Origin of the sequence: Xanthobacter sp. NM-25 (genome assembly GCF_022138605.1) — a bacterium.
GTDB lineage: Bacteria > Pseudomonadota > Alphaproteobacteria > Rhizobiales > Xanthobacteraceae > Xanthobacter.
In genome coordinates this window covers 474,735-488,343 of record NZ_JACBFS010000003.1, presented here as the reverse complement: position 1 = coordinate 488,343, position 13,609 = coordinate 474,735, and the positions used below count along the sequence as shown (strand labels likewise).

The 13,609-nt window shown below is 69.8% G+C and carries 10 protein-coding genes; 7 read left to right on the top strand and 3 right to left on the bottom strand.

Annotated elements, in window-relative coordinates:
- The first annotated feature begins 136 nt into the window (after positions 1-136).
- Complete coding sequence (locus MEU52_RS10995; protein ID WP_238121314.1) at positions 137-1,900, top strand: acyl-CoA dehydrogenase; 1,764 nt, start codon at positions 137-139, stop codon at positions 1,898-1,900.
- A gap of 49 nt (positions 1,901-1,949) precedes the next feature.
- Positions 1,950-3,602, top strand: a complete 1,653-nt coding sequence (locus MEU52_RS10990) for a long-chain-fatty-acid--CoA ligase (RefSeq protein WP_238121431.1) — start codon at positions 1,950-1,952, stop codon at positions 3,600-3,602.
- 263 nt (positions 3,603-3,865) lie between these two features.
- Here MEU52_RS10990 and MEU52_RS10985 read toward each other — a convergent pair whose 3' ends face one another.
- Positions 3,866-5,308: a hypothetical protein gene (locus tag MEU52_RS10985; protein ID WP_238121313.1), complete on the bottom strand. Its 1,443-nt coding sequence runs from the start codon at positions 5,306-5,308 to the stop codon at positions 3,866-3,868.
- 268 nt (positions 5,309-5,576) lie between these two features.
- Here MEU52_RS10985 and MEU52_RS10980 point away from each other — a divergent pair, with 268 nt between their 5' ends.
- Positions 5,577-8,273, top strand: coding sequence for a hypothetical protein (locus MEU52_RS10980; protein ID WP_238121312.1), 2,697 nt, complete (start codon positions 5,577-5,579; stop codon positions 8,271-8,273).
- Here the strand turns inward: MEU52_RS10980 and yidD are convergent.
- Together yidD and MEU52_RS10970 are read right to left on the bottom strand one after the other, a co-directional pair.
- Positions 8,218-8,571, bottom strand: coding sequence for a membrane protein insertion efficiency factor YidD (gene yidD, locus MEU52_RS10975; RefSeq protein ID WP_273546162.1), 354 nt, complete (start codon positions 8,569-8,571; stop codon positions 8,218-8,220). The two genes, MEU52_RS10980 and yidD, sit on opposite strands and share 56 nt — an antisense overlap.
- Positions 8,572-8,642: 71 nt before the next feature.
- A complete protein-coding gene (locus tag MEU52_RS10970; RefSeq protein WP_238121311.1) occupies positions 8,643-9,101 on the bottom strand; it encodes an iron-sulfur cluster assembly scaffold protein in 459 nt (152 codons plus the stop codon).
- Positions 9,102-9,592: 491 nt separating this feature from the next.
- Here MEU52_RS10970 and folE point away from each other — a divergent pair, with 491 nt between their 5' ends.
- The 4 genes from folE to MEU52_RS10950 all read left to right on the top strand — a co-directional run bounded on the left by folE (position 9,593) and on the right by MEU52_RS10950 (position 13,347).
- The gene (folE, locus tag MEU52_RS10965; protein WP_238121310.1) at positions 9,593-10,312 is read left to right on the top strand and encodes a GTP cyclohydrolase I FolE; all 720 of its coding nucleotides are present in this window, start codon (positions 9,593-9,595) and stop codon (positions 10,310-10,312) included.
- A 135-nt stretch (positions 10,313-10,447) separates the two neighbouring features.
- A complete protein-coding gene (hisI, locus tag MEU52_RS10960) occupies positions 10,448-10,924 on the top strand; it encodes a phosphoribosyl-AMP cyclohydrolase (protein WP_238121309.1) in 477 nt (158 codons plus the stop codon).
- A gap of 583 nt (positions 10,925-11,507) precedes the next feature.
- Positions 11,508-12,602: a patatin-like phospholipase family protein gene (locus tag MEU52_RS10955; RefSeq protein WP_238121308.1), complete on the top strand. Its 1,095-nt coding sequence runs from the start codon at positions 11,508-11,510 to the stop codon at positions 12,600-12,602.
- Between the two features lie 115 nt (positions 12,603-12,717).
- On the top strand, positions 12,718-13,347 hold the full coding sequence (locus MEU52_RS10950; RefSeq protein ID WP_238121307.1) for a flavin reductase family protein: 630 nt from the start codon (positions 12,718-12,720) through the stop codon (positions 13,345-13,347).
- Positions 13,348-13,609 lie beyond the last annotated feature (262 nt).

Sequence of the window (13,609 nt, the reverse complement as noted above, 5' to 3'; positions counted from 1 at the left end):
GCCCTCTGCGAAACCTTTATCCGCCGGCCTTCGCTGTTCTGCCAGGGTCTCAGGCCTTCGACCAAGGGCGGGGCTGGCGCGTCGCACCGCGGGAGTGTAACAATCGTTTGGTACATGCGTTTGCCGGGAGAGTGTGATGGCCGCTTATGTTCCCCCCACCGAAGATGTGGCGTTCCTGCTCGGCCAGGTCTTTCCGTTCGACCGGGAGATGGCGGCCCTGCCCGCCTATGCCGAGGTCAATGCCGAGCTCGCGGTGAGCGTGCTCGAGGAGGGGGGAAAGTTCTGCGCCGAGGTGCTCGAACCCCTCAACCGTCCGGCCGACGAGGAGGGCTGCCGCCTCGGGGAGGGCCGCGTGACCACGCCGAAGGGCATCGCCGCCGCCTATCGGGCATTCGCGGACGCCGGCTGGTGCGGATTGTCGGGCGATCCCGAACATGGCGGCCAGGGCCTGCCGCGGGTGCTGCAGATCCTGCTCGACGAGATGGTGTCCTCGGCCAACCTCTCCTTCGGCCTCTTCCCCGGTCTCACCCGGGGGGCGGTGGAGGCCATCGGCCATCATGCCAGCGCCGCGCTCAAGGCGACCTACCTGCCCAAGATGATCTCCGGCGAATGGACCGGCGCCATGGCCCTCACCGAGGCCCAGGCCGGCACCGATCTCGGCCTGCTCTCCACCAAGGCGGTGCCCAATGCCGATGGCAGCTATGCCATCACCGGCACCAAGATCTTCATCTCCTCCGGCGACCAGGATTTCGGCGGCAACATCATCCATTTGGTGCTGGCGCGGCAGCCCGATGCGCCCAAGGGGGTGAAGGGCATCAGCCTGTTCCTGTGCCCCAAGTTCCTGGTGCGGGAGGATGGCACCCTCGGCGCCCGCAACGGCATGAGCGTGGGGGCGCTGGAGCATAAGATGGGCATCCATGGCCAGCCCACCTGCGTGATGAATTATGACGGCGCCACCGGCTGGCTGGTGGGCGAGGCGGGGCGCGGGCTCAACGCCATGTTCACCATGATGAATGCCGAGCGCCTGTTCGTCGGCATCCAGGGCCTGGGCATCGCCGAGGCGGCCAACCAGAAGGCGGTGGCCTATGCCAAGGACCGCCGTCAGGGCCACGGCGCCGATGGCACCCCCGGCCCGGTGGCCATCATCGCCCATCCGGATGTGCGCAAGATGCTGCTGACCGGCCGCGCCTTCGCCGATGCGGCGCGGGCGCTGGCGGTGTGGACGGCGCTGCAGATGGATATCGCCGCCCACAGCCCCGATGCCTCCGCCCGGGCGGAGGCCGATGGCCTGGTGGCGCTGATGACGCCGGTGGTGAAGGCGGCCTTCACCGATTTCGGCTTCGAGACCGCGGTGGCGGCCCAGCAGGTGCTGGGCGGGCATGGCTATATCCGCGAATGGGGCATGGAACAGTATGTGCGCGATGCCCGCATCGCCCAGATCTATGAAGGCACCAACGGCGTGCAGGCCATGGATCTGGTGGGCCGCAAGCTGGCCATGGAGGGCGGGCGCCTGCCGGCGCGCTTCTTCGCTCTGGTGAAGGCGGACCTTGATGCCGCCCGGCCGGTGGCGGGCGCGGCGCTGGTGGATCCGGTGGCCGAGGCCCTGGCCCGGCTGGAGGGCGCCACCGCCCGCCTCGCCGCCCAAGGCGGGGCCATTGAGGCGGGGGCCGCCGCCACCGATTACCTGCGCCTGTTCGCTCTGGTGAGCTTTGGCTGGATGTGGGCGCGCATGGCCGCCGCGGCCGTTGCGCTGGGCGAAGGCGCCTCCCCCACCGCGCGGCGCAAGCCGGCGCTGGCGCAATTTTTCGTGGAACGCATGCTGCCCCACACCCTGGGGCTGGACGCTGCCCTCGCCCATGGCGCACCCTCGCTGATGGCATTGGAGGCGGACGCCTTCTGAGCGGGTTCAACCCGCCGCCCCAACAACAAGTGGTTCTAGGAGGAAAATGATGCTCGGTTCGATGATGGATGTTCCGCTGCTGCTGTCCTCGGTGCTGCGCCACGCGGCGGCCTACCACGGCGATGGCGAAGTGGTTTCGGCCACGGTGGAAGGCGGCATCCACCGCTACACCTATGCCGATCTCGACGCCCGCAGCCAGCAGCTCGCCAATGCCCTGGCCCGGCTCGGCCTGAAGAATGGCGACCGGGTGGGTACCCTCGCCTGGAACGGCTATCGGCACCTGGAGCTCTATTACGGCGTCTCCGGCTCGGGCCTGGTGTGCCACACCATCAACCCGCGCCTGTTCCGCGAGCAGATCGCCTTCATCATCGAGCATGCGGGCGACAGCGCCCTGTTCTTCGACCTCACCTTCCTGCCCATCGTCGAAGAACTGGCGGAGCAGTTGAAGGGCCTGAAGGCGGTCGTGGCGATGACCGACGCCGCCCATATGCCGGCGCAGTCCGCTTTGCCCAACCTCACCTGCTACGAAACCTTCATCGCCGACGAGCCGGCTCAGTTCGACTGGCCGGTGTTCGATGAAAACACCGCCTCGGGCCTGTGCTACACCTCCGGCACCACCGGCGAGCCCAAGGGCGTGCTCTACAGCCACCGCTCCAGCGTGCTGCACGCCATGGCCATCACCATGCCGGACGTGCTGAGCCTGTCGGCGGCCGATACGGTGGCGCCCATCGTGCCCATGTTCCATGTGAACGCCTGGGGCATGCCCTATGCGGCGCCCATGGTGGGGGCCAAGCTGGTGCTGCCGGGGCCGAAGCTGGATGGCGCCAGCCTCCATGCCCTGTTCGAGGCGGAAGGGGTCACCGTCACCGCCGGCGTGCCCACCGTATGGATGGGCCTTCTCGACTGGATGGACACCCACGGGCGCACCTTCTCGGCGCTCAAGCGGGTCATCATCGGCGGCTCGGCCACCCCACCCATCATGATCAGCCGGTTCCACAACATGGGAGTGAAGGTGCGCCATGCCTGGGGCATGACGGAGACGAGCCCGGTGGGCCTTGCCGCCGCCCTCAAGCCCAAGCATGAGGCGCTCGATCCCGAGGCCAGGATGGCGCTGGAGTGCAAGCAGGGCCGCCCGGTGTTCGGCATGGAATTCCGCGTGGCCGGCGCCGATGGCAAGCCGGTGCCGCGCGATGGCAAGAGCTTCGGCTCCATGATGGTGCGCGGCCCCTGGGTGGCCGGCGCCTATTTCAACATGCCGTCGAGCCCGGCCCATGAGGAGATGCCCGGCTGGTTCGATACGGGCGACGTGGTGACCATGGATGGGGAAGGCTTCATCCAGATCGTCGATCGCACCAAGGACGTGGTGAAATCCGGCGGCGAATGGATTTCTTCCATCGACCTCGAAAACATCGCCCAGGCCCATCCGGCCATCCAGGAAGCCGCCATCGTCGCCAAGCCCGATGCCCGCTGGGGCGAACGGCCGGTTCTGGTGGCGGTGCTCAAAGCCGGCACCCGCCTCACCCGCGAGGAGATGCAGGCCTTCTATGCCGGCAAGATCTCCAAATGGAGCATTCCGGATGACCTCTTGATCGTGCCGGAGCTGCCCCACACCGCCACCGGCAAGCTCTCCAAGAAGGCCATCCGCGCCATCCTCCTGGAGCAATTGGCCCACAGCGGGCCGGATGACGCCATCGCCAGCTGAGGCGCCGCCGATCCAGCCTCGCCCGGGGCCTGCCGCATCAGCGTCGGCGGGCCCCGGATGCGCCGGGCGCATTCAGTGCCCTCTGTGCCGCGAGAGGGACCGCCACGGGGCGAGGGAGCTGCGCCATCCGAGGCGCGCGGCCCTGGGCGTCACAGGGGGCACGGCGCGAGCCACGGCGCGGGCGCGAAATGTCGAGGGGTCCACCGCTTCTTCGCGCAAGACGAACGCCGGCGCATGTCGAGAGCGGGCGTGAAATCACTATGCTAGCGCCCACCTGCCGGTGCGGCGGGGCTGCCGGAGCGGCCATCGTTGACCAGCGGGCGATCCGCCTGGGGCAGTTGGAAGCGCTGGGCAACGAGCCGCCCCATCATGTCCGCATCCGGATTGTCCGGGCCATAGGGGCCGTGCGGCTCGCCCACGTCCCACAGCAGGGAATAAAGCCAGATGCCGCCGGCGCCGAGCCGGATGGCGGCATTGATGTAATCGAGGCAATCGGTGAGCGAGCGCTTCACATCCCCATGCCAGGGCGGCCCGGAGCGCAGCCCAAGGAACACCGAAGCCGATGGGAAATGGTAGCGATAGGCTTCCAGCGCCCGCACCGGGTCATAGCCCGGCTTCTCGTCGAACGACATGATGTTGATGACATCGATGGCGTCCCGCAGCTTGGGATCGCGCGCCAGGGCGGCCGCATAGCCGTGGTTCCAGCCCACCGGCCGCTCCTGGGCATAGGGGCCGAAATAGGCGCCGGTGTTGTAGGCATCGAAGGCCAGCCGGTATCTGGGCCGCGGAAACTTCTCCCGGAAGGTCCGCACCACCCGCGCCAGCTCGCCATCGGTGTAGCACCACACGTCGCCATCGGGCTTGATCCGGCAATGCTTGTCCGAGGATGAGGCGGCGGCGACGCACTCATAGTCCACATCGATATCGCGGATGCCCATATGGTCCACGAACGTGCGCAGGGCGCGAAAGTGGCCGGAATCCATGCCTGCCCAACCGTCGGGATTATAGGGCTCGAAGCCGAGCTTGCCGCCCTGCTGGATGGCCAGCGCCACCCGGATATGCGGCTGGCGCAGCCGCAGCAGATCCAGCGCGGTCTTCAGCTGATGGCCGGTGCCGTCGAACTGCAGCCCGGTGGTGAGAAAGACGTCGTCGTCCAGGGATTCATAGATCACCTGCGGCCGCGCGAAGCACAAGGTGACGGTGGACACGTAGGCCGGAAGATTGGTGAGATAGAGATGCTCGGGATAATTGGGGGTGCGGTTCTCGAACCAGGAATCCCAATGCACGTGGAATTCCTGCCCGCGCGGCTGGGCCACCGAGACCGTGCCGCCCAGCGTCAACCCCACGCTGCCGGCGGCCCCCGCGAGCCGGCCGGAGGTGATGTCCACCACCTGGCCGTAGGCGAGGCGCCCCGGATCAAGCCGCAGGTCCGTCCCCACCGCGCCGGTGAGCGCCAGCGCGCCATCGGCGGACACGAGGCGGAAGCTCTCCGCCACCCCATCCTGACGCACGGTGCCGAACCACAGGCCGCTCACCTCCGCGCCGGTGGCGCTGGCCCGGAACGGCTGCAACGGCAGGCGCACCCGCGCCATCAGCGGCGCGCCGGCTGCGGCCGGCCCGAGCAGGTCGAGGGTGCCGAGCGCCAGGCGCCGCGCCAGCGCGGCAGCGTCCTCGTTCCGTCCGGCTCCGGTGACGGCGATGGTCACGATTCGCCTCCCTTCCTCGCGCCCCACGGGGCAATGCCGCAGCATAGCCCAAGGGCGCCAGGGCGCGCGCGCCCTTGAGCATCTCCTCGATACCCCACAAAATACCTCCGCGCACCCCGTGGGGCCGGTCCTGCCGCACCGGGGTCCCGTCACGGCTCACAGGACCCTTGCACCGACGAGAACCGGCTCGCGCCGCAACATGGCATGTGTTAGCCATGAACTACAGCTAAGACGTGTATCGGCACAGAACGGAAGGGACGTTCCGGCCATGAGCGCGAACACCACCACGACGCCAGCCCCACCGGCCGGACCAGACGCCCCATCGGACGCCTCTGGACAGCGGCACCAGCGGGCCCCGCGCCTGCAGCGGCTGCGGGCCTTCTGGTCCCGGATGCTGGACCTGGGCCTTGTGTTGTGGGTTCTGCGGGTGCCGGCCATCAGCGTCGTCATCGGCGCCGTGCTGATGGCGGGCGTGACCCAGGCCCAGGATACGCTGGTGGACGTGGCCATGTCCGGCGCCCGCCTCGCCGACGAAGCGAGACTGTGTGGCGGCATTCTTGCCCTGGCGGCCACGACCTTCGTGCTGTGGGCCATGCCGGTGCATTATGCCGGCCGGCTGCTGCTGGAAACCGATGCCGGCATCGCCCGCATGCGGCGCCGCCGGGACCAGGCCCTCGCGGCACCGGCGCAGGCCGCAGGGCCCGGCGCCGGGCTCCATCACTGCGACCCGATCACCGCCGCCATGCTGCGCTGGTTTCCCCGCGTGCTCGGGGCGCTCACCTTTCTCACCCTGGCCTGGGGCGCCCGCGCCGCCATCGCCAACCTGCCGGTGCTGGCCGATGCCGGCGTGGTGACGGCCGCCAGCCACCAGCTCAACCTCACCGCCCTGGTGATGGCGGGAATGGTGCCGGTATTCCTGCTCTACACGGTGGTGCGCAGCCGACTGGTGCGGTTCAGCGCCTTCGCCACGTTCGATGCCGCCCTCGGCCGCCGGCTCTCCGGGGTGTTCCGCCGCCTCGGCATGGCGCCCCGCACGAACGAGGGGGTGGATGACGCCCACGGCGACCTGTTCGCCACCGGGCGCGTGGCTCTGTTCGCTTACGGGCTCGGTGTCGTCGCCCTGTTGATCATCTATCCGCTGGATCTGGCGGCATTCCTGCCGCTGGCGTTCGCCGTGCCGCTGATCCTGGGCGGCTGGGTGCCCCCCGCCGCCTTCCTCTCCGCCCTCGGTCGGCGGTTGAAGGCGCCGCTGCTCGGCGGGCTTCTGGTGGCGAGCAGCATCGGCGTCTATCTGTTCGGCGACAATCACGACATGCGGCTGGTGCCGGTGGCGACGCCGGTGGAGCGGCCGACCCTGCAGGCGGCCCTGGCGGCCTGGCGCGCGGCCAATGATTGCGCGCCGGCCTCGGCCAGCTGTCCGCGCCCGGTGATCATCGCCGCCGCCGGCGGCGCCAGCCGCGCCGGCTTCTTCACCGCCAGCGTGATCGGCCATTTCCTCGACGAAGACCGCCACCAGGATGGCCACACCTTCATCCGCTCCAACGGCTCCAAGCTGGTGCTGAAGGCGGGCGACAATGCCCGCTTCCCCATCGAACGGCTGCGGCGGCTTCAGAGCCCGGATGTCGCCCCAGCCGATCCCGTTCCCTTGGCGGGCGATCTGGCCACGCGCCTGTTCGCCATCTCCGGCGTCTCCGGCGGCTCGCTGGGGGCCGTCGTCGCCGCGGCCGCCCTCGACGCCGCCGCCACCGGCCAGCCCCCGTGCGCGGCGCGGGCGCCGCGCTTCTGGTTCAGCGACGATCGGGTGCGCACCTGGCAGGACTGCCTGGAGGCCCTGACCAGCGGCGACTATCTCACCGCCAGCTTCTTCGGCCTCGCCTTCTACGACCAGGTGCAGTTGCTTCCCCTCGATCGGGCCGGCCTGCTGGAAAAGGGCTGGGAAGCGCGCTTCCTGCAGGCCATCGGCCCCGGCGCCGGCGAGGACCCTGCCGCCGGGCGCGGCCGGCTGGCGCTGCCGTTCCTGCAGCCCATCGCCCGCGGCGCCGACCACTGGGTGCCGCTGCTGGTGCTGAACGGCACCTCCGTCGCCACCGGCCAGCGCATCGTCACCACCGACCTTGCGCCGCTCTATGTGGCGCCGGGCGCCTGCCCCACCGGCGCTACCGACGCCCAGGGACTGTGCCCCATCTTCGCCCAGAGCATCGACCTGCACGCGGTGATCGGATCGGAGTTCGACATCGCCATGTCCACCGCCGCCACCAACTCGGCCCGCTTCCCCATCATCTCCCCGCCGGGCACCCTGCGCCGTGCCAATGGCCGCATCCAGGACCGGATCGTCGACGGCGGCTATTTCGAGAATTACGGGGTCCAGAGCGCGCTGGAGCTGGCGCAGGCGGTGGTGGCGGTGGACCCCACCCTCGCGCCCTTCATCCTCGTCATCTCCAATGATCCCCAGAGCACGCTGACCGGCGCCCTGAACGGCGAAGGCACCCTGCGGCCGGAGGCGGACGAGCGGCTGTGGCTCGCCGAGGCCACCGGACCCATCGGCGCCATCGGCGCGGTGCGCTCGGCCCGCGGGCGCCTCGCCCTCGCCGAGGCCGACCGCTGGCTCCGGGCCACCTTCGAGCCCGATTGTCCGGCAAGCCTCGCCCACATCAAGGTGTGGCCGGAAGCCCGCACCGATGGCCGCTGCCCCCTCAATGACCGCCCGCTGGATGTCGATGGCAAGCCCCGCGCGGTAGCGGAGATCCGCGCGGTCTCCATGAGCTGGTGGCTCTCCAAGCCGGTGCAGATGAACCTGCGGGAGCAGCTGCAGATCAACGACGGCGGCTGCTCCAACGACACCGCGGTGCGCGCCGTGTGGCGGGCGCTCGCCACGCCGTCGGATCAGTGCACCGGCATCGGCGCCGTGCTCAATGCTCCGCGTCCGGCCCGCGCGCCGGCTCCGGCGGATCCGCCTCGGCCGTGAAGCGCCAGCGGCCATAGCGCCAAGGGCGCGACCAGGAGGCATCCGCCGGGGTGCATTCGGGCACCGGATCGAAGCCATGCCCGCCCCACGGATGGCAGCGGCACAGCCGGGCGGTGGCCATGAACAGGCCGGGCCAGGCGCCGTGCCGGGAAATGGCCTCGTCCGCATATTCCGAGCAGGTGGGCAGGTAGCGGCACTGCCGGCCCATGAAGGAGGACAGGGTGTAGCGATAGATCAGGATCGGCACCCGCAGCACCAGCCGCGGCACCCGCCCAAAAGCACGCCCGATGGTACGCAAGCGCCCCCGGGCAGTGACCGGCGACCAGGGCAGATCGTCGGTGATCCCGCGGTTTGGATCGGCAGGCAAGGCTATTCCGCCGCGTTGGCGGCCGCCGCCGCGCGGGCGGCCTCGATCTGGTCGATGCAGTCGACCACCGCATCAAAGGTGAGCAGGGTGGAAGCGTGGCGCGCCTTATACTCACGCACCGGCTCCAGCACCTTGAACGCCTCGAACGCGCCGGTGGGCGGCGGGCCGTTCTCCTTCAACATGCGCCACACGGTGTCGCGCAGCGCCCGCAGATCGGCGGCGGTGGCGCCCACCACATGACGGGCCATCAGCGAGGAGGAGGCCTGGCCGAGCGCGCAGGCGCGCACCTCATGGGCAAAATCGGTAACGGTGTCGCCCTCCATGGCAAGGTCCACCGTCACCGTGGAGCCGCACAGACGCGAATGGGCCTTGGCCGTGGCCTGCGGCGCCGCAAGCCGGCCGAGCCGCGGAATCTCGGCCGCCAGGGACAGGATGCGCGTGTTGTAGATGTCGTTGATCATGGGCTGTGATCCACCGGCCAAGCCGGCCTGTCCTCGTCAATCGCACCAAAGCCGCGTGCGGGGCTGCTTTCGCCATCTTGCGCCGTGCAGGGCGCATCAGCCAAAGCACGTCGCCATTGTCGCCGGCACCGCACGTCTTATATAGCGCAAGACGCAACGCTGGTAAGGGGCGCAGGGTGCCGGTGATGGCGCCACGCGCGGGGGCGCATGCCGGTGCCGCGTGCCGGTGCCGGTGCCGGTGCTCTTGCATGGGAGCGGCGGCGGCCGCATGATGAAAGGGTTGTCCGGACCTTTTTCCGGGCGACGGACGGACGGCAAGGCCACCGCCGCAGAACCGGCGGGGCGCGGAACGGGAAGAGACCGCGCGTGCGAAGCCGACGACCGGTGACACTCCCGCCACAGCATGGGCTGCCGGCGGGTCGAACGGGGTTGGTGACGACGCGGGACGGCTCGGACGGGTCGGCGCGGAGCGTCACCCGACGGAGTACGTCATGGACGCGGTGGTAAAGTTGTTCCAGGCGCAGGCCGAGCACGAGGAGCGCGAGCGCCGCGAGCGGGCTCGCAAGGAAACCCAAAAGGCCGCGAAGGCGGTTGCGGCGGATGCCCGCCGCCACCTGCCGGCCCTGGCCGACGGCAGCGCGCGGCCCACCCGGGCCGAGGCGGAAGATGCCGTGCGCACCCTGCTCGCCTACATGGGCGAAGACCCCGCCCGCGAGGGCCTGCTCGACACCCCCCAGCGGGTGATCAAGGCCTATGACGAGCTGTTCTCCGGCTATCAGGAGGACGTGGACGAGCAACTCGGCCGCACCTTCGGCGAGATCGGCACCTTCGACGACCTGGTGCTGGTGCGCGACATTCCCTTCCACTCCCATTGCGAGCACCACATGGTGCCGTTCTTCGGCAAGGCCCATGTGGCCTATTTCCCGGTGGAGCGGGTGGTCGGCCTGTCGAAGATCGCGCGGGTGGTGGACATCTATGCCCGCCGCCTGCAGACCCAGGAGCATCTCACCTCGCAGATCGTCACCGCCCTCGACGAGGGCCTGCGCCCGCGCGGCGTGGCGGTGATGATCGAGGCCGAGCACATGTGCATGTCCATGCGCGGCATCACCAAGGCCGGGGTCAGCACCCTCACCAGCCAGTTCACCGGCGTGTTCCGTGATGATCCGGCCGAGCAGGTGCGCTTCATGACCCTGCTGCGCCGCCAGGGCTGAACGGCCGGAACGGGAGAGGCCACGTGGCCCACCGTTCCCGACACGCCGTGCTGGAGCCGTATCGTCGCCGAAAAGGTCGCGTGCCGACGGCGCGGCCGTTCGCGCACCCCGCCGCAGATTGGAAGAAGAGACATCATGACCGCCGCCCCCTCGCCGTTCGCCGCCCCCGCCACCGGCGCAGAGCTGGAGGAAGGCACCACGCTGGCCCCGCGCTTCGATGCCGCCGGCCTCATCACCTGCGTCGCTGTGGATGCGCAGACCGGCGAGGTGCTGATGCTCGCCCACATGAATGCGCAGGCCCTGGCCCTGACCATGGAGACCGGCGAGGCACACTATTTCAGCCGCTCCCGCGGCAAGCTCTGGAAGAAGGGCGAGAGTTCCGGCCACACCCAGAAGGTGAGCGAGATCCGCATTGATTGCGATCAGGACGCGGTGGTCATCAAGGTGACCATGGGCGGCACCGGCGCCGCCTGCCACACCGGCCGGCGCTCCTGCTTCTACCGCACGGTTCCCCTGGGCGCCGCCCCCGGGCCCGACACCCGCCTCGGCTTCACCGGCGACACCCCGCGCTTCGATCCCGCCACGGTCTACGGCAAGCCCCACGACCATTGAGCCGGCCGGGCCGCGCCCGCCCCCTCAACCGTCGGCGCCCACCGCGGAACGCGGGCCGCGGCCAGGCTCGGGCCGTGGACCTGCGCGCGGGCAAGCCCGCGCCACCCTCACCGGCGGGCGCGCCGGCCAGAGCCCTATCCGGTCGCTCCCGATCTTCCCATCGCCGTTCTCGGCGGCGACCTCTCGGTGGCAGCCTCGCGGCGGACCTCCGCGCCCGCCCCTTCGCACCGCGAGGATGGCTATCGCGGCTCCGGGCGGCGATGGCGGCAACGGCACTCGATCCCGGCCAGCGCAGCGCCCCATCCTCCTGGCCCCGGCGCCGCGCACCGGCCCAACATGCCTGGCTCATCCGCGCGCCTTCCTCTCCCGTTCCTCGCGCCCGAGCCGCCGCGCCAGGCCTCCTTTGGCCACCGCCACCACGACAGGGTGCGGCAAGGCTCCGGTGCGACACTGCCCATAGCCACCATTCCGACACCTCCAGATGGTAGAGGTGCGGTATGGGAACGCCCACCGGAACCGGCGGGCCGCTGGGGGCATTGGTCCTGAAGCCAAGGTCTGGCTTGCGGTGCATTGTGAGGTCGGCATGTTCCAGGCGTTTCATCGGGGATCTTTCCCCTCGCTCAACCTTCGCGGCACGCCCCACCCCGAGGCGCCGCCGGACGAGCCCGCGAACGCCGCCCCCGAAGCGCAAACTTCGGATCCCGCACCTCACCCCGATCTCGATGCCGGTCCGCCCCGGTCCCCGGCGCGCGATCCGCGTCCGGCGCTCGGCCTCGCCCTGGGCGGGGGGGCGGCCCGCGGCTTCGCCCATATCGGCATGCTGCGGGTTCTGGAACGCGAGGGCATCCGCCCGGGGGTGGTCACCGGCACCTCCATCGGCGCGGTGGTCGGAGGCCTGTGGGCCGCCGGCCGTCTCGACGAGCTGGAGGAATGGGCGCGCGGGCTCACCAAGCGCAACGTTCTCGGCTTTCTCGATTTCGCCCTGGGCGGCGCCGGTCTCATCGGCGGCCGCCGGCTGAGCGATCTTATGCGGCGCAAGATGGGGGAGATGAATATCGAGGACCTGCCCCTCGCCTTCGGCGCCATCGCCACCGAGCTGGGCACCGGCCATGAGATCTGGCTGACCCGGGGCGATTTGGTGGAAGCCCTGCGCGCCTCCTACGCGCTGCCGGGCATCTTCACGCCGGTGAAGGTGGGCGGGCGCTGGCTGATGGACGGCGCGCTGGTCAATCCGGTGCCGGTGTCGCCGGCGCGGGCCCTGGGCGCCCGCGTCGTGCTGGCGGTGAACCTCAATTCCGAAGTGTTCGGACGCGGCACCGTGATCCACGACCACGGCGGCGTGGTCGGTCATGTGACCGATGCCGCGCTGACCGGCAAGAAGCAGGGCTTCGCCGCGCGGCTCAGCCCCAACCGGTTGCGCCGCCATTTCTTCGCCGCCTCGGACGATGACGGGCCGCGCGGCCTGTCGAGCGTGATGATCGACGCCTTCAACATCACCCAGGATCGCATCTCCCGCTCGCGGCTGGCGGGCGATCCGCCCGACGTCACGGTGTCGCCGAAGCTCGGGAGCATCGGCCTGTTCGACTTCCACAAGGCGGACGAGGCCATTGCCGCCGGCGCCGAGGCGGCCGAGCGCAGCCTGGAGGACATCCGCGCGGCGCTCGCCGTGTTCGCCTGAACCGCCCGGACGAAGGATGACGGACGCCGCGAACGCGGCTATCAGGGGCAGGCTCCCTCGTGCCCCACGTTCGCGCGCCCCCGGGCGCCGCCGCTGTCCGGAGACATCCCGCGCCATGTTCTACGAACCCGCGAAGAAGAATCACGGCCTGCGCCATTCGCCGCTGAAGGCCATCGTCGCGCCCCGGCCCATCGGCTGGATTTCCTCCATGTCCAGCACCGGCACGGTGAATCTCGCCCCCTATTCCTTCTTCAACATGATCTGCGAGACGCCGCCGCTGCTCATGTTCTCCTCCAACGGCCGCAAGGACACCGTCACCAATATCGAGGCGACCGGCGAATTCGTCTGCAACCTCGCCACCCTCGATCTCATCGAGGAGGTGAACCTGTCCTCGGTGCCGGCGGGTCCGGACCAGAGCGAGTTCGAGCTGCTCGGCATTGAAAGCGCGCCCTCGTCCCTGGTCAAGCCGCCGCGGGTCGCCGCCAGCCCCTGCGCCCTCGAATGCGTCTATGTGGAAACCATCCGCCCGCGCGACAAAAGCGGCCAGGAATGCAGCTTCCATATGGTGATCGGCGAGGTGGTGGGGGTCTATATCGCCGACGCCGCGCTGGTGGACGGGCGCGTGGACGACGCCAAGCTGCACGCGCTCGCCCGCTGCGGCTATCTTGATTACGCGCCGGTGGATCGCCTGGTGGAACGGCCCCGCCCGCCCTCGCTCGACCAGCTGCCCAAGCGCGGCGGCTGATGCCTTAACGCCAATTGAGCTAAAAACCGCCATAAAAAAGAAGGCGGAAACCCTTGCGCTGGTCCCATGACTGCATCAGCTTGGATGCATCATTCGAGTCCAACATCGTGCCGGAACGGTATGTGCTGACCATCCTGGCCGGTCATCGGTGCGGGCCGCGCCCGGCGGGTTCTAAGCCCTCCGCGAGCCCCGCGCCGGCAACACCGGCCAGAGCAATCCACGCCCCCGACGGCCGAGCACGTGACTCGTCCTACATCTCCCG

What these genes read in the sequence shown, in the direction of transcription:
- MEU52_RS10980 (WP_238121312.1), top strand. Translation starts at nt 5,577, where the DNA reads ATGAGCGCGAACACCACCACGACGCCAGCCCCACCGGCCGGACCAGAC.
- MEU52_RS10955 (WP_238121308.1), top strand. Translation starts at nt 11,508, where the DNA reads ATGTTCCAGGCGTTTCATCGGGGATCTTTCCCCTCGCTCAACCTTCGC.
- MEU52_RS10950 (WP_238121307.1), top strand. Translation starts at nt 12,718, where the DNA reads ATGTTCTACGAACCCGCGAAGAAGAATCACGGCCTGCGCCATTCGCCG.
- MEU52_RS10995 (WP_238121314.1), top strand. Translation starts at nt 137, where the DNA reads ATGGCCGCTTATGTTCCCCCCACCGAAGATGTGGCGTTCCTGCTCGGC.
- MEU52_RS10990 (WP_238121431.1), top strand. Translation starts at nt 1,950, where the DNA reads ATGCTCGGTTCGATGATGGATGTTCCGCTGCTGCTGTCCTCGGTGCTG.
- MEU52_RS10970 (WP_238121311.1), bottom strand. Translation starts at nt 9,101, where the DNA reads ATGATCAACGACATCTACAACACGCGCATCCTGTCCCTGGCGGCCGAG.
- hisI (WP_238121309.1), top strand. Translation starts at nt 10,448, where the DNA reads ATGACCGCCGCCCCCTCGCCGTTCGCCGCCCCCGCCACCGGCGCAGAG.
- folE (WP_238121310.1), top strand. Translation starts at nt 9,593, where the DNA reads ATGGACGCGGTGGTAAAGTTGTTCCAGGCGCAGGCCGAGCACGAGGAG.